Origin of the sequence: Acinetobacter sp. YH16056_T (genome assembly GCF_024605895.1) — a bacterium.
GTDB classification, from domain to species: Bacteria; Pseudomonadota; Gammaproteobacteria; order Pseudomonadales; family Moraxellaceae; genus Acinetobacter; species Acinetobacter amyesii.
This window is the reverse complement of the sequence record NZ_CP094545.1, coordinates 1,648,963-1,667,485: the sequence shown is the minus strand read 5'-3', so window position 1 is coordinate 1,667,485 and position 18,523 is coordinate 1,648,963. Positions and strand designations below refer to the sequence as shown.

Below are 18,523 nucleotides of genomic sequence, written 5' to 3'. Positions count from 1 at the left end.
ATTGAAAGTATGTTCAGGATTTGACATCTAACTTTCCGAAAATCTTTCAATGCGTACTCTCAATCCATACACGCCCTTGATCTTTATCGATTGAGGGCTTTTATCTTATTTAGAAACTTTTATTTTTGACTAAAAAATATAATTATCTGTTTTATTTCATTTAACAAATCATTTGAATATAAAAATACGAAGAAGGATATTGATAAATATCATGAATTTTGAAATATTTTGATACATACATGATGATAAAACACACTATAATCCTTGCCGTCAATTTCGTTTCACTTAGAAGACGCAATCATGGATGTCCCTCAATTTTCCAAATATAACAACACGTCACTTAAGCTTTTAAGCCTGATGATGCTCACCGCGATGGCACCATATAGTGTTGCAGATAGCAATGTATTACCTGAAATCACCATTAACGTTGAACAAAGTTCAATGGATGATCAAATAAAAAAAGCACTGACTAAAGTAAATGGTGCAACCAATGCGATCGTTGCAGCAGACATTCAAGATGTACCCAAGCGAACAAATGCTGATTTATTTAAAAATCAACCGGGGATATACGCGGCATCTTCAGGAAATGAAGGGGTGAAACTGTCGATACGTGGCTCGGGGATCAATCGTGCACCGGGGGCGCATGCTTCAGGGTTGTATGTAACCTTAGATGATTTGCCATTTACAGGGCCAGGAGGAACACCTTATGAACTGCTTGAGCCGCTGTGGGTAGACCATATAGAGGTTTTACGGGGGGCTAATGGTTTAACACGTGGCGCATTAAGCTTGGGTGGTCTAATTAACTATGCCAGCCCAACTGGAAAAAATGCAGCAAAACTGTCAGTGCATCATGAAATGGGTAGCCACGGTTATCAGAAAAGTGAAATCAGCTCAGGACAACAAATCGGTGACTTAGACTATTATGTTTCATTAACGCAAAGTGATGATGATGGTTTTCAAGATCATTCCTCAAGCCAGAGTAAAGGTATATCGGCCAATGTGGGATATCAATTAAATCCTCACCTAGATACACGATTTTATCTGCGTTACCGAGAGACTGAACACCAAACACCGGGACGACTAACCCAACAACAGATTGAACAAGATCCAAAACAAGCATTAGCCCTAAATATCTCGCTGAATAATAATCGTCCGCAGCCGGGAAGTCTTTGGTTGGCGAATAAAACCAATATGACTTTGGACTCGGGCGATCGTTTACAGTTGGGTCTGGCCTATCATCATTATCCGATGGATTTGCAAGAAGGTTTGTATAGTACCGATGTTGACTATGACGATATCATTACCTTATTTAACTACCAATTTGACCGAACGCTATGGGGGCATGAAAGCCAAAATACTTTAGGTTTTCGTAGTACCACGCATTTGCCAGATGGTCAGGTCGTTGAACGCTTGCGTGTAGCGCAAGGCGCCTATGCTGCGGATACAGAAACGCGGCATTATACCTACCAAGGTGGTGACTATGTTTTACATTATGCCAATGCCTTGGCACTACACCCACAGTTTTGGCTCGATAGTCGAGTTGCATTGGCGTACACCCATCGTGAAAGTGAAGTGACATGGCCTGTGCAAAGTCATAAAGAAAATATTCGTGAATGGAATGTCCTGCCATCGCTTGGTTTTCGATATCAAATCCAACCTGAAACACAGCTCTTTGCCAATGTCAGTCGAAGCTTAGAAGCACCACATCCTTGGGCTTTAATTTGGGGTTCGGATCAAAAGTTCCCCGACGAAAGTGGCGCAGCGACGGGACGCCAAAATGCTCCGATTCATTTGAATAGTCAGACAGCGAATACTCTTGAACTAGGTGGGCGTGGTCAACATGCACTGGGTGAGTGGAATATTGCATATTACTATTCACAGGTTAAAAATGAACTATTGGCCGTTGAAATCCAATCAGAGCCTAAAAAGATTATTGCTGAATCAAATGCTTCAGACACCATTCATCAGGGGCTTGAAGCCGGTTTAAACAGTTTACTTTGGCAAAATGATGTATATGGACAAGTTCAACTGAAACAAGCCTACACCTTGAATGATTTTCACTATAAAAATGATGCGGTATTTGGAAAAAATGAGCTGGCAGGTATACCAAAACACATCTATCAGGCTGAACTTAAATATGAACATCCTTTAGGCTTTTATGCTGCGGTGAATACACTTTATGCCGCAAAGGTCGCAACTGACTATGCCAATAGTGTCTATGCAAAAGATTGGCAAATTTGGGGAGCATCATTCGGCTATATACAACCACAAAAACAATATATGGCGTGGTTGGATTTTAGAAATATAGCCAATAAAAAATATGCATCTACCGTTACACCGGGCTATAACGATGCCGGCAAAGATCCTGCGCGTTTAACACCGGGTGAAGGTCGGGCGGTATATGCAGGACTGACGTATCATTTTAATTAAGCATCTTATATTCAAATACAGCGAACAATTGAAAAGGCTTATGCTGCGGATTTGATAATAAAAAAGGGAGCCAATCAGCTCCCTTTTTTTAAATCTTTGATTGAGTTGTTAAGCAGTACGAGGCATATCTTGAATACGTCGCCATGGCTGAGCTTCTTCAATTTCATACGCCAGTTCAATCAAGGTTTTTTCATCACCGACATCGGCTGAAATTTGCATACTGATTGGAAGTCCGTCGTTTTGCGTTTCTCCCATAGGAATCGACATACCCGGCGCACCCACCACATTTTGAATAGGTGTAAATGTTACATAGTTCTGTATACGCTCAAATAACTGGTCAAACGGTAATTGAGGTGACAAATAGCCAATTTTAGGTGTGATATGTGCAAGTACAGGCGATAGCAAAACGTCATAATGCTTAAAGATTTCACGATATTGTTGCTGCATTTTCTTTAATCGATACAGAAATAGCGGGGTTTTATAAAAGTTCTTTTTATACAACTTCGATAAACCAATGGTTAAGTGATCTAACTCTTTGGGATTAAAGTCAGCGCCAAAGATTTTTTTGCCAAAGGTACTCAGTAAAAAGGACAACATTCCCCAATATTCACTGAAATCTTCAACAAAGCTTAAGGCAAAAGGTAACTGAAGTTCTTCAACATGATGACCTAATTTTTCCATGAGTGCTGCGCTATGCATTAAGGTTGCAGTTGTTTCGCTATCTATTTGCCCTGTAATCGATTGCGGGACTAAACCGATGCGTAGTCGACGTTTAGAAGGGCCATGAATCATACCTATGCGTGGCAACTTTTTATTGTAATAACTTGACTCCATTCCTGCATAGAAATGCGCAGTATCTCGTATGCTACGGGTTAGGACACCTTCACTGATGATATTAATCGGAAGAGAGCCTGCTGCATCACTGTCATACGTACGGCTACGGCTAGGCTTTAATCCAATCAAACCGCAACATGCAGCAGGGATTCGAATCGAACCACCGCCATCATTGGCATGGGCAATTGGCACTACACCGGCTGCAACGAGAGCTGCAGAACCGCCAGAAGACGCGCCGCAGGAATAACTTAGATTCCAAGGGTTATAGGTGGCTGAGCCATCTTTATATTCGGTACTGGCATTTAGACCAAATTCAGGGAGCTTAGATTTTCCTAATACGACAAAACCTTGATCTAAGATTTGTTGGCTAATTTGAGGATTACGATCGGCTGGTTTTGAACCTATGGCCTTTGAACCATGGCGTGATGGCAATCCTTGATAATCTAGATTATCTTTAAAGAAAAAAGGGACGCCCGCAAATAGACCATGTTCAACATATTGATTTTTCTCTAAAGCACGTTGAAAACAGTCCAGTTCAATGGCATTTAGATGCGGATTGACTTGTTCCGCACGTGCAATGGCCGCTTGTGTAATTTCCTGTACAGAGGCTTCTTTAGATTTGATGAGCTGTGCAATCCCCACAGCATCCAGATCTGTGAGTACATCCGAACTAAAAGCATGTATGCGTTGACTGTGTTTTTGATCTTCCATGAACGAACCTATTTGTTTTTTGAATTTTGGTAAATATTGAATGAATTCATTGTTATCTCAACAACAAATATATGTATTTGAACAATATCTGTTTGAGCATAATAATGACAATAAAAATTGTCAAATATTTGTCTGATCTGAGGAAAGTGCAGAGATTGTACTAAGGAGGGCATCTAAAGCCTGTTGAATCTCATCCTTCCATGCAAAGGAACAATTTAAACGGATATATTGAGTTTTGGCTTCCGCAACATTAAATAAACGGCCTGGAGCAACGCTAATCTGCTGTTGAATTAGGGCTTCATAGACTGCCATACTTTCAACATTTTCCGGTAGTTTTAACCAAAAAAAATAACCACTTGGATGATATTGTAATTTGCATCCAGTCGGTAGGCGGCTTTCTAAATAACGGTAAAACTGTAATTTGTGTTGTTGTAGACTTTTTCTTAAGACCCGTAAATGTTTTTCATAATGATAATTTGAAATAAATTCCACCAAGGCATTTTGCAATAAGGTATTAACGGAAATCGTGCTCATGAGTTGTAAGTGTTGAATCGCTTGAGAGTATTTACCGGCGTGCACCCAACCGACCCGAAATGCAGCGCCCAACGTTTTAGAAAAAGAAGAGCAATGTAAGACCATATTATTTTGATCAAAGTATTTCATTGAAACAGGTTTCTTGGACGCATAATGCATTTCTTCATACACATCGTCCTCAATTAAATGCACATGATATTGGTGTAAGAGCACGGCAATTTTTTGCTTGATTTCATCACTCACTGTGAAGCCCACAGGATTATGTGAATTCAGCATCAACCAACAGATCTTGACGGGATAAGTTTTTAAAATATGTTCAAACGCGGTTAAATCAAAACCGTCTTGTGGATGTTCAGGTAAGGTCACCACTTTAAGGCCTAAGCGCTCTGCAGCTTGCAAGGCGCCATAGAAAATATTTTGCTGTAACACGATATAGTCACCCGGTGAGGCAATGGCCTGTAAGGAAAGATTCAGTGCATCCATACAGCCTGAGGTAATCACAATATCCTCTGGATCTGTGGCAATGCCTTGCATGCAATAACGCTGTGCAATCAATTTACGAAGGGCTAAATTACCGGGTGGAAGATTATCAATGGCATCGTAACTTTTGGGATTTCGGGAAATTTGCCCCATGATTTGGGTTAACTTTTTAGAAAAAACAATGTCTTGAGCTGGAAAAGCTGATCCCAATGGAACGACTTTTTCATCTTGTATTGATTTTAAATACTTAAAGACTAGAGAGTTAATTTCAACCGGCGTGTTTAAGGACACAATCTGAGTTTGTTCATCCTCTATTTCGAGCAAGCCTTGCGCTACATAGTAGCCTGATTTTTCACGTGCATAGATTAAGCCACGCGATTCCAACTCCTGATAGGCATTCATGACCGTGATTAAACTAAAGCCAGACAACTGCACTTGTTCACGTAAAGACGGAAGTTTTTCGTGCGCTTTTAAAGTGCCATTTTCAATCAGTTGACGTAGGTGCTGAGCGAGCTGTTCCGATTTATACATAGTCATCAACAAGACAAAATTCTGTTATAAATATATCAGTAAATGAAACTTTACATTAAATTTTTATAACAGATGAGTCTATACTGTTATATGTTTTTTCAAAATCACTGTATCTAGTTTTAAGCTTGAATTTTTTATAAGGTGCATAGACCACAACACTTGTGGCGTCAAATGGTATGGAAGTTAGGGAGTTGAATATGTTTAAAGCCAGTGAATTAGAACTGTTACAATATTTACTGGTGGATGTTCCATTGACAGATTCAACGCTGCATCTGTTGCAACAACAGCATACTAATTTAGAAGCGGTACTTTTGCGCAGTCGAATTTTGCGTCAAGTACAGCAAGTGGGCTATGTCAGTATTTGTCAGGAACATATGGATGCCAAGGCTGAAAATGCGGCTTTTTTATTTGCACCTTTTATCTTAGCGAATTTGAATCAGAAGGTGATCTACGCTACACTGCAAAGCCCTGAAAATGTTGCGATATTGAATCGTTATTATCATGCTGAGGCTAAACTTAGCGCATTTAAAGTTGATGATGTTTTATCGGGACTAAATGTCTACATTGAGCTACATAATGAACAACTATCGCCAGCAGAATACTTCTATTTTAGTTTGATCAATAGCTTATGTAATCCGAAGGTTTCCAAAATCATATGTATTACACATCTACATATCGACTTAGAAAAATTAAAACAGCTCGCTGAATTTTTAGATGTTGAAATCCATGTCTTGGCGGATAAAGCTGAACCGATTGACTTTGATCTAAATAAAATCAATATGTTAAAGCTGCTATTTAAAGACAAAGATCAGCAATATATCGATTTATGCCAAAAATTTTCGTTTATTAATGCGAAAATTTTACAACGATTGGGTTTATATGAATTTGATCGTGCGCAAGTCTTGGTAGAAGACATGTTTTATTCAGAACACATCTTTGAAAAAATGTCGGTCTACGGTGAATATATTCAAACACATCTACAGCACCAAGTTAAAAAGCAAAGTCCTGCATAAGCAAGCGATTCAGATGGGCAAGTAATTTTATAGCTGTAATTTGATCACTTTAAAAATGCAAAAAAGCTTGTAAATGTAGACTTACAAGCTTTTTTAAAATTCAAATTTAAACCAATTTTAAACCAATTTATTTGGCCTAATGATCAATTCATTATGAACTGATCATGAGCAAACATGAAATGTAAGATATACATGCAATAGCGAGTTGCAATAAGCGAATAGATTATCGTTTAAGGTAGATAGGAATTATCTGCACCAACGACAAACGCTACACCAATACAGAATAAAAGCACATAGATCGAGAACCAAATAATGGCACGTTTAAAGGCCTTATCTGAAATTTCACTGTCTGCATATTTTTGCGGTTTTTTAGGCTCTTGATTGCTCATAAGATGTACTCTAAATCCCTAGTGGTTATAGGTGATTATTGGGGTATATCGCTTGAAAGCATAGATACAACATTCATCTAAATTTCTATAACAGTTATAGTTTAGAAGAAGCCATCCTGACTTAATCCATTAATAAACTATGATATTGATCGGTTCTTTTTCTCAAAAAGTCCCAGACCAGCTTAATGCGCGGCTCATGTTGTAAATCGACTAAGGTCAGCATCCAAAAGGTATGCACAAAACGAACATCTTGCGCCAAGACTTGTTCTAATTCGGGTTTTTCCTCTGCCAAAAACTTGGGCAATATTGCCAATCCTGCACCCGCACTCACGGCAATTTGTTGAGCCAAAATACTGCTACTTCTAAAGTTGGCATTAAGCTGAATAGGTAAGCGCTCTAAACAATACAGTTCGGGACTATAGACTAAATCATCTATATAGTTCACAAAAGTGTGTGATTTTAAATCTTCTAAGGTATGAATGGGTTGCGTGTTTTTTAAGTATTCTTTACTGCCATAAATCTTTAAACAATAGTCTGCCAGTCGAGTAATGATATAGGGGCCTGATTTCGGTCGATCGATGGAAATAACAATATCTGCTTCACGATGTGAAAGCTTGATCATTTTCGGGACAGGAATAAGGTCGATAGTCAGCAAGGGGTATTTTTTGGACAATTCTGCCAAGAGCTGTGTCAAAAATGCTGTTCCAAACCCTTCGGGTGTGCCAATTCGCACACGACCTTGCATAGGTTGGTTGGGTTTTTCGATTTGTAAAAAGGCCTGTTCCATTTGTTCAACGCGAGGAACCAGTGCCAAACCTTCTAAAGTGAGCTCATAACCTGTGGCTTCACGTTTAAATAATGGTGTGCCTAAAGCCAGTTCTAGCGCATGTATGCGTCGAGAAACTGTACTGTGCTCAACACCGATAATACGTGCGGTATTGGTTAGGGTTTTCGCACGAGCCAAAACCAAAAAATACTGTAAATGATCCCAATCTACTTTCATTGTTATTGTCATCCCTGTGCATATTTGCACATCAATCGTGCGTGAATCTCTATTGGTAGTCAAAATTTTCTTTGCTAGTTTGAAGTGAATTGGAAAATATAAATATAAGGCTTTTGGATATTTTCTAAGTCAGTACAAAACAATAAGTGCCTATGGAGAGGTCATGAACACAATGTCAAATATTCAGTCAGCGACGGCTAAATTATTAATTAACGGTAAATTTGTAGAGTCAAACACTACAGAGTGGCAAGACATTCTAAATCCTGCAACTCAAGAGGTTTTGGGTCGTGTTCCAATGGCGACTATGGAAGAAGTGGATGCAGCGATTGCTTCAGCGCAAGAGGCGTTTAAAACTTGGCGCTTAACGCCTGTTCAAGCACGTATGCGCATTATGCTGAAGCTACAAGATCTCATCCGTAGCAATATGAAAGAGATTGCCCGTGTACTGACGGCTGAGCAAGGAAAGACGCTTGCAGATGCTGAAGGTGATATTCAACGTGGTTTAGAAGTCGTTGAGCATGCGTGTTCGGTTGGCACACTTCAAATGGGCGAATATATAGAAGGTGTTGCACGTGGTGTGGATACCTATACCTTGCAACAACCTCTGGGTGTCTGTGCAGGAATTACGCCATTTAACTTTCCTGCGATGATTCCACTCTGGATGTTCCCAATGGCGATTGTCAGTGGAAATACCTTTGTCTTAAAGCCATCTGAACAAGATCCATTATCGACCATGATGCTTGTCGAACTTGCAATTGAAGCTGGTATTCCAGCAGGTGTATTAAACGTAGTGCATGGTGGTAAAGACGTCGTTGATCGTTTATGCACACATCAAGCTATTAAGGCCATTTCATTTGTAGGCTCTACAGCCGTTGGTACACATGTATATAACCTTGCAGGACAGCATGGAAAACGTGTGCAGTCGATGATGGGAGCTAAAAACCATGTGGTGGTAATGCCAGATGCCAATAAAGAACAAACTTTAAATGCCCTCGTTGGTGCAGCATTCGGTGCGGCAGGTCAGCGTTGTATGGCTTTGTCTGTTGCTGTCATGGTTGGTGAAAGTAAAGAATGGGTTAATGAACTGGTTGAAAAAGCCAAAACGCTGAAGGTCAATGCAGGGCATGAGCCGAATACCGATATTGGCCCAGTCATTTCACCTCGTGCAAAAGCACGTGTACTGGATTTAATTCAAAGCGGTGTAGAGCAAGGTGCAGAGTTGCTGCTGGATGGTCGTGATGTTCAAGTCATTGGCTATGAGCAAGGAAACTTTGTCGGAGCAACGATTTTTAATCAAGTTTCAACTGATATGCGCATCTATACCGAAGAGATCTTTGGGCCCGTGTTAGCCATTATTCATGTCGATACTCTAGAGCAGGCGATTGAATTGATTAATGCCAATCCATTTGGCAACGGTGTTGGACTATTTACACAAAGTGGTGCAGTCGCTCGTACATTCCAAAGTGATATCGATATTGGTCAAGTGGGTATCAATATTCCAATTCCTGTACCTGTACCTTTCTTTAGCTTTACAGGATCGCGTGGTTCAAAACTGGGTGACTTAGGTCCATATGGTAAGCAAGCAGTTCAGTTCTATACACAAACCAAAACCATCACCAGTCGTTGGTTCGAAGATACACAAGAAAAAGGTGAAGTGAATACCACCATTAACCTACGTTAATTTAGGAGTTCAAGGATGAATATTGCCTTTATCGGTTTAGGAAACATGGGCGGAAAAATGGCCCAAAACCTTCTCAAAGCAGGTTTTACGGTTTACGGTTTCGACTTAAGCGAAATTGCGATTCAGCATTTTACTGAAGCAGGTGGCATCGTTTGCCACAGCCCACAAGATGCCGCGAAACAAGCAGATGTTGTGATGAGCATGTTGCCTGCTGCCAAGCATGTCAAAGAGGTGTACTTGGGAGAAAATGGTGTATTGGCGGTAATGAAAGCAGGAAGCTTATGTATCGATAGCAGTACCATTGATCCGCAAACCATTAAGGATATAGCCGAAGCCGGTGCTGCACATCAGATAAAAATCTGTGATGCACCTGTTTCAGGCGGAACTATTGGTGCACAGGCAGGTACATTAACCTTTATGGTCGGTTCAGATGATCAAACCTTTGAAAGAACCAAAGCTGTATTGGGCCACATGGGTAAAAACATTGTGCATTGTGGCGATGTGGGTGCAGGTCAAATTGCGAAAATTTGCAATAACTTGATTCTTGGTATTTCCATGGCAGCCGTTGCTGAAGGTATGGCGCTCGGTGCGCGTCTAGGGATTGATCCTCAAGCCCTAGCGGGTGTGGTGAATAGTTCGAGCGGACGTTGCTGGAGTTCAGATGTATGTAATCCATGGCCGGGTATCTCAGCAAATGCACCCGCAGGACGTGGCTATACCGATGGTTTTGCAACGCAGTTGATGTTGAAAGATCTAGGATTGGCTGTAGAAGCTGCAGGACAAGTCAAACAGCCGATTATTTTAGGCGGACTGGTTCAGCAGATGTATCAACAGCTGTGTTTACAAGGTAATGCACACTTAGATTTTTCAAGTATCGTGCAGCAATACTTACCTAAGGACGCTGAATAATCAGATTGAATACTAATCTGGCCTAGGGATGGCTAACAATACAAACACTCGTGTCGGAATAACAATAAATTGAGACTGAGGTAGAGAAGATGTCGAATTATCAAGATGTTTCAAAGGCATTTGACTTAAATCATGCTGCCAAAGAAATGTTATCAGGCTCTTTAGAGCAATTAAATGCATGTTATGAATGCTGCGACCGTCATGCGATTGATCAAAATAAGGTTGCACTGTATTGGCAAGGTAAAGATGGGCGGAAAGAACAATATACCTTTGCAGAGCTGCAACAGTGGTCGAGCCAATTTGCCAATTTTTTAAAGTCACAGGGTGTGCAAAAGGGTGATCGTGTATCGGGTTTATTACCCCGTACAGTTGAATTACTTGTGGTGATTTTAGGGGCTTGGCGAATAGGTGCTGTATATCAACCGCTATTTACCGCCTTTGGCCCCAAAGCCATTGAACATCGTTTACACCTTGCACAAAGCAAATTGGTGATTAGTGATGTTGGTAATCGCAGTAAATTAGATGAAGTTGCACATTGTCCTCAAATCGTTACTGTTGCAGATCCAGCGGGTCATGGGATTCAACAGGGAGATTTAAACTTTTGGGATGAAGTAAACGCACAGTCTACAGATTGTGAAATTGTCCTACAGAGCATCAATGATCCATTTCTTTTAATGTTTACTTCAGGTACTACAGGTCCTGCAAAGCCCTTAGAAGTCCCGCTTAAAGCTTTGATCGCTTTTGGTCAATATATGAAAAATGCGGTAGGACTACGTGAAGATGATTCATTTTGGAATATTGCCGATCCGGGTTGGGCTTATGGTTTGTATTATGGAATCACTGGGCCACTTTTACTTGGACATGCAACACTCTTTTACGAAGGTGGTTTTAGCATTGATAGTTTGTGTCAGATCGTAGATGACTACAAAGTGACGAACCTTGCAGGCGCACCGACAGCGTATCGGATGATGATGGCAGCTGATCCTGAACAAATGGCAAAACTCAAAGGTAAATTTAGAGTCGTGAGTAGCGCTGGTGAGCCGCTTAACCCTGAAGTGTTCCGCTGGTTTAAACAAGTTTTAGATGCACCGATCTTTGACCATTATGGTCAGACTGAAGTTGGTATGGTGGTGTGTAATCATCATGGCTTACAACATGATATTCGCGCAGGTGTCGCAGGTTATGCCAGTCCGGGATATCGCGTGGCGGTTGTTGATGAACAAGGGCTAGAGCTAGCTGCAGGAACGCCAGGAGTACTGGCTGTCGATATTAGTCAATCACCGATGATGTGGTTTGGTGGCTATAAAGAAAGTCGTAAGTCACCCTTTGTAAAGCACTATTACCTCACGGGTGATACCGCAGAATTACACGCAGATGGCAGTATGAGCTTCGTTGGTCGTAATGATGATGTGATTACAACATCCGGTTATCGTATTGGGCCATTCGATGTAGAAAGTGCTTTACTTGAGCATGATGCAGTGATTGAAGCTGCGGTCATTGGTGTGCCTGATCCAGATCGGACAGAAATTGTAAAAGCTTTTGTGATTTTAGCTGAGCATGTCACAGCGTCAGAAGAATTAGCAGAGCAACTAGGGCAATTTGTGAAAAAGCGCTTATCCGCACATGCTTATCCACGATTGGTGGAGTTTGTTCAAGAACTGCCGAAGACTCCAAGTGGAAAAATTCAGCGTTTCTTATTAAGAAATCAAGAGATTGCAAAACAATCTACGCAGCATGCAAGTTAAATGACGCAACGATTAACCCTAAATGAATGCCGAACAATCAGGATCAAAATCAAGCTTTCATTCAGTTCTAGTCATTTTCAAACTGGATGAAAGCAATTGATTGATGTACAGGAAGATAAGATGCAATTTACCGAAGAACAATTATTAATTCAGGACATGGCACGCAGTTTCGCACAGGAACAAATTAAACCTCAAGCGGCCGAATGGGATAAACACGGTACCTTTCCCAAAGCGGCTTTAGCGCAGATGGGAGAACTGGGTTTATTGGGTATGTTGGTATCAGATGAATGGGGTGGTTCAGATACAGGTAATCTTGCCTATGTTATGGCTTTAGAAGAGATTGCCGCGGCCGATGGGGCAACCTCAACCATTATGAGTGTACATAACTCGGTAGGCTGTGTTCCTATTGCTAAATTTGGCACAGAAGAACAAAAGCAGAAATATTTAGTGCCTTTAGCACAAGGCAAAATGATCGGTGCATTTGCATTAACTGAGCCACATACGGGTTCAGATGCTGCTGCCATTAAAACTCGTGCAGTAAAAGATGGCAATGAATGGGTGATTAATGGTGCTAAGCAGTTTATTACCTCGGGATATAATGCAGGGGTCATTATTGTCTTTGCTGTGACTGACCCAAGTGCAGGGAAAAAAGGCATGAGTGCTTTTATTGTCCCAAGAGAAACACCTGGTTATGAAGTGATTCGTACTGAAGAAAAGCTTGGATTACATGCCTCAGATACCTGCCAAATCGCACTCACAGACGTGCGAGTGCATGAAAGCCTAATGTTAGGAAAAGAAGGTGAAGGTTTGAAAATCGCCTTATCAAATCTAGAAGGCGGTCGTATTGGTATAGCGGCGCAAGCGGTTGGTCTTGCACGAGCAGCATTAGAAGAAGCAACCCGATATGCCAAAGAGCGTATTACTTTTGGAAAGTCGATCTTTGAACATCAGGCAGTTGCGTTCCGGTTAGCAAGTATGGCGACAGAAATAGAAGCCGCACGCCAATTGGTCTATCACGCGGCACGTTTAAAAGAAGCAGGACAACCTTGTTTAAATGAAGCGTCTATGGCCAAGCTTTTTTCATCTGAAATGGCTGAGCGTGTTTGCTCTGCAGCATTACAAGTCTTTGGTGGTTATGGCTATCTCAAAGATTTCCCTATAGAACGTATATATCGTGATGCACGTATTTGCCAAATCTATGAAGGTACGAGTGATATCCAACGTTTAGTAATTGCCCGTAGCTTATAACGTCTTTAAGACATTTAAAACGACAAGGCTTCAGATATGAAGCCTACTCATAAATATTGAACATATATAGGGATCTCACATGCAATTTGAAACGATTCTGCTCGAAAAGAACAATGGTGTTGGACTCATTATTTTAAATCGTCCTCAGGCCTTAAATGCGTTGAATAGCACATTAATTCAAGATCTTAATACTGCCTTGGATGATCTAGATCGAGATCCCACCATTGGTTGTATGGTTATTACAGGTTCAGAAAAAGCCTTTGCCGCTGGCGCAGATATTAAAGAAATGGCTGAACTGAGTTTCCCAAATATTTATTTGGATGATTTTTTTCATCTGGCAGATCGAATTGCTCAGCGCCGTAAACCTTTAATTGCAGCTGTCAGTGGTTATGCGTTGGGTGGAGGCTGTGAGTTAGCACTCATGTGCGACTTTATTTACTGTGCCGATAATGCAAAATTCGGTTTACCAGAAGTGACTTTGGGAGTAATCCCAGGGATAGGTGGGACACAGCGCTTAACGCTTGCTATTGGTAAGGCCAAAGCAATGGAAATGTGTCTGACTGCGAGACAAATGGGCGCAGTAGAAGCAGAGCAGAGTGGTTTAGTTGCTCAAGTCTTCCCTAAAGAGGAGTTGGTCGAAAAGACCTTAAAAGCTGCTGAAAAAATAGCCGAAAAATCTGTAGTCGCAACCATGATGATCAAAGAGTCAATTAACCGTGCATTTGAAGTCAGTTTGCAAGAAGGTTTACGTTTTGAACGTAGAACATTCCATTCGATTTTTGCAACTCAAGACCAAAAAGAAGGCATGCAAGCATTTGTTGAAAAGCGCCAAGCCAATTTTAAAAACAATTAAAAATAAAAAAGGATTATATGGATATGAGTACAAATAACTTAATGATTGAAGAACATGGGCATTTAGGCCAAATCAGTTTAGATCGCGTGGCAAGTTTAAATGCCTTGTCTTTAGAAATGATCCAAGGGATTCAACAGCAATTAGCACTATGGGCTGATCAAACCAATATTCATGCTGTACTTATTCGCTCAAATAGTCCCAAAGCATTTTGTGCAGGTGGAGATATTCGCTATCTCTATGATAGTTATATGAATGGTAGAGATGATCATCAAGCTTATTTTCAAGCTGAGTATGAAATGCTGAATACCATTCGTGCGTATAAAAAACCCATTATTGTCATACTCGATGGCTATGTACTTGGCGGTGGATTTGGCTTAGCCCAAGCATGTCATGTGCTTGTCAGCAGCGAAAAATCTAGATTTGCCATGCCTGAAACTGCCATTGGATTTTTCCCAGATGTGGCTGCGACACACTTTTTATCACGTTTGGATGATATTGGTGTGTACATGGCAACTACGGGCGATCAAATCAGTGCCAGCGATGCGTTATACCTAGATTTGATTGACTACCATGTTCCGAGTGAGCAACTTGTTCAATTAGAAGAAGATTTAAGAAATTCTAAGCAACTAAGTAAGGAAAATATTGAACAATTGATTGCGAAATATATTACTCGACCAGCGGAAAGTGAACTTAGTCAAAATGCAGATTTAATTCGTAAGCATTTTGGTTATGAGTGCATTGATGCCATTGAAAATAGTCTTGAAAATGAACAGCATAATGATGCTCAGCCGTGGGCGTTAAAAATACGCAATACCTTGGAACAACGTTCTCCAATCGCGAAAAGGATCAGTTTACAACTACAGCATTTAGGTCGTGGGCTTTCTCTAAAGCAATGCATGCAAATTGAACGACATTTGCAAGATGTTTGGTTTCAACATGGCGATATTGTTGAAGGTGTGCGTGCATTAATTGTGGATAAAGACAAACAGCCAAAGTGGCAACAGTCTAGTCCGACTTTAGACAAAATAATGGAGGAAATATCTATTTAATCAGTAGGTTTATATTTTTAACGGTTCAAACCCTTGGTCAATATTCATATTTGATTTTATGTTCGATATGAACCAGTGACTCAGCGTAAATTAAACACATATAAGATCTAAAAATATTGATTTTCATGAAGAAAATCATCACACAAATCAAGCATCGTGAAAATGCAACATAGAAATATCTTGCAGAATAAGGAAGATAACAATGCAAAATGTACAGGGAAACACAGCTCCACCAGCTAAGTCTTCGCATCGTTTAGCAGGTATTTCCAGCATGGTGGGTACAACCATCGAATGGTATGACTTTTTTATCTATGGTGCTGCCGCAGCACTCATTTTCAATCGACTTTTCTTTCCAAATCTTGATCCATTAACTGGCGTATTGGCAGCATTTGCCACTTATGCTGTTGGCTTTATTGGTCGACCACTTGGTGGAATTGTTTTTGGTCATTTCGGCGATAAAATCGGTCGTAAATCAATGTTATTGGTCACATTAATGTTGATGGGTATTCCAACGGTGATGATTGGGTTGTTACCGACATTTGAAACCATTGGTTATTGGGCAACGGTCTGTTTAATTATTTTAAGATTTATACAGGGCATGGCCATGGGTGGAGAATGGGGCGGAGCAGTCCTCATGGCGGTAGAGCATGCGCCAGCGGGTAAAAAAGGCTTTTGGGGAAGTTTACCGCAAGCCAGTACAGGTGGTGGTTTATTGCTCGCTTCGGTAGCTTTAGGCTTAGTCTCAATGTTGCCTGAAGAAGCACTATTTAGCTGGGGTTGGCGTCTGCCATTTTTAGCCAGCATTATTTTACTGGCTGTAGGTTGGTATATTCGAGTGAAAGTGCCTGAGTCACCAGACTTTGAAAAAGTTAAAGCTCAAACCGAAACAATTAAAGTTCCAGCAAAACAAGTGTTTAAAAATCATCCTAAGCAGTTGATTACGATTATTTTATCTCGAGCTGCTGAAAATGCTTGGTTCTATTTAGCATCGACATTTGCTTTAGCCTATACAACCACACAGCTAAATATTCCTAGACAAGACATTTTGTTTGCAACGATTTGTGGTGCTGCGGTCATCATGGTCATTACGCCAATTTTTGGGCATTTGTCTGATAAAGTTGGGCAAAAAAACATGTTCAGATTTGGTTTATGCGTACTGGCTTTATACAGCTATCCATTTTTTGCAATGTTAAATACCAAGGATCCTGTATTGGTTTGGACGGCCATTGTGATTGGTATTGGCGTAGTTTTTCCTTTGATGTATGCGCCGCAGTCACAGTTATTTTCACGCCAATTTCCAGCAGAAATACGTTATAGCGGTATTTCAATCTCAGTTCAATTTGCAGGCGTGCTAGGTGGTGGTTTAGCTCCATTAATCGCGACGAAATTGTTGAGTATTGGTGATGGAAGCCCCAATTTAATTATTGCCTATATTTCAGGCTTTGCAGTGATTGCGATTATTGCGTCGTCATTTTTAAAGCCGGATCAAATAGAGCAAAAAACAAAAGCATTTAGCAGTAAAGAAATTAAATCTTCATAAATCAAAAATCAGGTAAACAGTAGGCTGATTTAAATATAGAAATTAATGTGAATTAGCCATAGCAATCGTTGTTATGGCTTTTTTCTTGTCTGAGGATTGTAGCAGGACAAATAATATTGTCAGTATTGCGTAGGATCTTGGCGGCACAAAATTATACTTGTTATTCACCAATTAAAATGTCTATGCGATAAACCATTTAAAATGTCCTGTTTTTAACTACAAGAGTCAAGCACAGGATTTAAATTTCTTTGTTCAATAACAACTTTCTGAGCTTTACGACTCGGCATACTTTTCTTGAGACGGGAACGTTTATTCTGTTTCTCCAATTCCTCATGTTGCTGCTGGATATGGGCCAGGACCGAACCTAATCTTTTATTCTCAACCACTTCATTCTGCTGTAGTTCAGCCAGTTTATTGAAGACGCTATAGTTGATCTTCCGTCCTTCATGCATGATTGCCACAGTACCATCTGGGTACTCCAGAAATGAAATGTATTGCCCAACAAGCTTATGATTCAGCTCTGTCGGTTCAAGCATATAAATACACTTGTCATAGGTCAGGGTCAGATTCTTGGTGACCTTACGCGGTTCCTGCCAGGTAAAAATATCATCCAGTTCAAGATCAGATTCGGTTAATGGCCGATGCAGGTTCTTTGAGTTTCGCGCACATTTGGCGAACTTCTGATTGAACTGCTCAATAAAGCAGGGTAACCATATATTGGCCTCTGCAATCGAACCGATGCCTTCCAGGCGCATCTCTTTGATCAGACGGTCCTGAAGGGTTCTGTTGGCACGTTCCACACGACCTTTGGCTTGGGGTGAGTTGGCAAAGATAATATCGATGTTCAAATTATTCAGAATCCGCCCAAATTGCGTAATCTGGCTGTCTTGCCTGGATTTCTGATTAACTCTGAATACCGAATGCTTGTCACTATAAAAAGCTAGAGGTTTGCCGTATTGTTCAATGTAGGCTCGGGTTGAAAGCATGTAGTCAAAGGTCGTTTCAGCCTCACAAAAGCGCAGATGCAACAGCTTTCCAGTGGCATCATCGATATAAACCAACAAGCAGCATTTTGCAGCTCGACCTTCAAACCAGTCATGATATGAGCCATCAATTTGGATCAGTTCACCGAAGCAATCCCGGTTATAACGTGGCTGATATGGACGCTTCAGGCGCTTGGATCGCGGAATCCACAGGTCATTGGCCGTCATCCAGCGCCGAAGCGTTTCTACCGGGATATTCAGGTCAAATATGCTGCTGAGCTTCTCATGCGCCAAGGTGGGTCCAAAGCCCAGCAAATGTTCAGCAATAATGGAAAGGCACTTTGATTTTAACAAGTCATCATGGCGACGATGGCCAGGTTGACCACGACTGGCATGTGCCATACCTGAGACACCATCTTGATTGAGCTTTTGCAATAACCGGGTAATTTGACGGGTGGAAAGATTTAGGATTTCAGCAGCACGGATCTGGGTAATACGATGATCTCGAACGTCTTGCAGAACTGCAAGCCGTTGAATTTCTTTGTCAGACATAGTGATCAGCATCTATATTTATATCCAGTCCATGATGA

The 18,523-nt window shown here is 40.8% G+C and carries 14 protein-coding genes; 9 read left to right on the top strand and 5 right to left on the bottom strand.

Annotated features, from left to right (window positions below):
- Window positions 1-300: 300 nt before the first annotated feature.
- Window positions 301-2,430 carry a TonB-dependent receptor domain-containing protein gene (locus MST17_RS08230; protein ID WP_180027176.1) on the top strand — a complete coding sequence of 710 codons (2,130 nt, stop codon included), beginning with the start codon at window positions 301-303 and terminating at the stop codon, window positions 2,428-2,430.
- 108 nt (window positions 2,431-2,538) lie between these two features.
- Here the strand turns inward: MST17_RS08230 and MST17_RS08225 are convergent, their stop codons facing one another.
- Window positions 2,539-3,975, bottom strand: a complete 1,437-nt coding sequence (locus MST17_RS08225) for an amidase (RefSeq protein ID WP_180027175.1) — start codon at window positions 3,973-3,975, stop codon at window positions 2,539-2,541.
- 120 nt (window positions 3,976-4,095) lie between these two features.
- Window positions 4,096-5,520 carry a PLP-dependent aminotransferase family protein gene (locus MST17_RS08220; protein WP_180027192.1) on the bottom strand — a complete coding sequence of 475 codons (1,425 nt, stop codon included), beginning with the start codon at window positions 5,518-5,520 and terminating at the stop codon, window positions 4,096-4,098.
- Window positions 5,521-5,717: 197 nt separating this feature from the next.
- On the opposite strand from MST17_RS08220, the gene MST17_RS08215 reads away from it, so the two are divergent.
- Window positions 5,718-6,533 carry a hypothetical protein gene (locus MST17_RS08215; RefSeq protein ID WP_180011811.1) on the top strand — a complete coding sequence of 272 codons (816 nt, stop codon included), beginning with the start codon at window positions 5,718-5,720 and terminating at the stop codon, window positions 6,531-6,533.
- A gap of 230 nt (window positions 6,534-6,763) precedes the next feature.
- On the opposite strand, the gene MST17_RS08210 is transcribed toward MST17_RS08215, so the two are convergent.
- Window positions 6,764-6,922, bottom strand: a complete 159-nt coding sequence (locus MST17_RS08210) for a hypothetical protein (protein ID WP_168379604.1) — start codon at window positions 6,920-6,922, stop codon at window positions 6,764-6,766.
- A 121-nt stretch (window positions 6,923-7,043) separates the two neighbouring features.
- Complete coding sequence (locus MST17_RS08205; RefSeq protein ID WP_078193328.1) at window positions 7,044-7,925, bottom strand: LysR family transcriptional regulator; 882 nt, start codon at window positions 7,923-7,925, stop codon at window positions 7,044-7,046.
- 163 nt (window positions 7,926-8,088) lie between these two features.
- Between MST17_RS08205 and MST17_RS08200 the strand changes: the two genes are divergently transcribed.
- From MST17_RS08200 to MST17_RS08170, 7 genes are all read left to right on the top strand, one after another.
- Window positions 8,089-9,606, top strand: a complete 1,518-nt coding sequence (locus MST17_RS08200; RefSeq protein WP_180027174.1) for a CoA-acylating methylmalonate-semialdehyde dehydrogenase — start codon at window positions 8,089-8,091, stop codon at window positions 9,604-9,606.
- A gap of 15 nt (window positions 9,607-9,621) precedes the next feature.
- Window positions 9,622-10,515, top strand: coding sequence for a 3-hydroxyisobutyrate dehydrogenase (gene mmsB, locus MST17_RS08195; protein WP_180027173.1), 894 nt, complete (start codon window positions 9,622-9,624; stop codon window positions 10,513-10,515).
- A gap of 89 nt (window positions 10,516-10,604) precedes the next feature.
- Window positions 10,605-12,260, top strand: a complete 1,656-nt coding sequence (locus tag MST17_RS08190) for an AMP-binding protein (protein ID WP_180027172.1) — start codon at window positions 10,605-10,607, stop codon at window positions 12,258-12,260.
- Window positions 12,261-12,380: 120 nt separating this feature from the next.
- Window positions 12,381-13,508 carry an acyl-CoA dehydrogenase family protein gene (locus MST17_RS08185; RefSeq protein WP_180027171.1) on the top strand — a complete coding sequence of 376 codons (1,128 nt, stop codon included), beginning with the start codon at window positions 12,381-12,383 and terminating at the stop codon, window positions 13,506-13,508.
- A gap of 79 nt (window positions 13,509-13,587) precedes the next feature.
- Window positions 13,588-14,361 carry an enoyl-CoA hydratase gene (locus MST17_RS08180; RefSeq protein ID WP_180027170.1) on the top strand — a complete coding sequence of 258 codons (774 nt, stop codon included), beginning with the start codon at window positions 13,588-13,590 and terminating at the stop codon, window positions 14,359-14,361.
- 23 nt (window positions 14,362-14,384) lie between these two features.
- Window positions 14,385-15,410, top strand: a complete 1,026-nt coding sequence (locus MST17_RS08175) for an enoyl-CoA hydratase/isomerase family protein (RefSeq protein WP_180027169.1) — start codon at window positions 14,385-14,387, stop codon at window positions 15,408-15,410.
- Window positions 15,411-15,612: 202 nt separating this feature from the next.
- Entirely contained in the window at window positions 15,613-16,950 is a 1,338-nt protein-coding gene (locus MST17_RS08170; protein ID WP_180008152.1) for an MFS transporter, read from the top strand.
- 212 nt (window positions 16,951-17,162) lie between these two features.
- On the opposite strand, the gene MST17_RS08165 is transcribed toward MST17_RS08170, so the two are convergent.
- A complete protein-coding gene (locus MST17_RS08165; protein ID WP_180027168.1) occupies window positions 17,163-18,497 on the bottom strand; it encodes an ISNCY family transposase in 1,335 nt (444 codons plus the stop codon).
- Between the last annotated feature and the right edge of the window lie 26 nt (window positions 18,498-18,523).

Excerpts from the sequence above, each read along its gene's own strand:
- MST17_RS08230 (WP_180027176.1), top strand. The coding sequence starts at position 301 with ATGGATGTCCCTCAATTTTCCAAATATAACAACACGTCACTTAAGCTT.
- MST17_RS08170 (WP_180008152.1), top strand. The coding sequence starts at position 15,613 with ATGCAAAATGTACAGGGAAACACAGCTCCACCAGCTAAGTCTTCGCAT.
- MST17_RS08185 (WP_180027171.1), top strand. The coding sequence starts at position 12,381 with ATGCAATTTACCGAAGAACAATTATTAATTCAGGACATGGCACGCAGT.
- MST17_RS08215 (WP_180011811.1), top strand. The coding sequence starts at position 5,718 with ATGTTTAAAGCCAGTGAATTAGAACTGTTACAATATTTACTGGTGGAT.
- MST17_RS08175 (WP_180027169.1), top strand. The coding sequence starts at position 14,385 with ATGAGTACAAATAACTTAATGATTGAAGAACATGGGCATTTAGGCCAA.
- MST17_RS08210 (WP_168379604.1), bottom strand. The coding sequence starts at position 6,922 with ATGAGCAATCAAGAGCCTAAAAAACCGCAAAAATATGCAGACAGTGAA.
- MST17_RS08225 (WP_180027175.1), bottom strand. The coding sequence starts at position 3,975 with ATGGAAGATCAAAAACACAGTCAACGCATACATGCTTTTAGTTCGGAT.
- mmsB (WP_180027173.1), top strand. The coding sequence starts at position 9,622 with ATGAATATTGCCTTTATCGGTTTAGGAAACATGGGCGGAAAAATGGCC.
- MST17_RS08165 (WP_180027168.1), bottom strand. The coding sequence starts at position 18,497 with ATGCTGATCACTATGTCTGACAAAGAAATTCAACGGCTTGCAGTTCTG.
- MST17_RS08180 (WP_180027170.1), top strand. The coding sequence starts at position 13,588 with ATGCAATTTGAAACGATTCTGCTCGAAAAGAACAATGGTGTTGGACTC.
- MST17_RS08190 (WP_180027172.1), top strand. The coding sequence starts at position 10,605 with ATGTCGAATTATCAAGATGTTTCAAAGGCATTTGACTTAAATCATGCT.
- MST17_RS08205 (WP_078193328.1), bottom strand. The coding sequence starts at position 7,925 with ATGAAAGTAGATTGGGATCATTTACAGTATTTTTTGGTTTTGGCTCGT.
- MST17_RS08200 (WP_180027174.1), top strand. The coding sequence starts at position 8,089 with ATGAACACAATGTCAAATATTCAGTCAGCGACGGCTAAATTATTAATT.
- MST17_RS08220 (WP_180027192.1), bottom strand. The coding sequence starts at position 5,520 with ATGTATAAATCGGAACAGCTCGCTCAGCACCTACGTCAACTGATTGAA.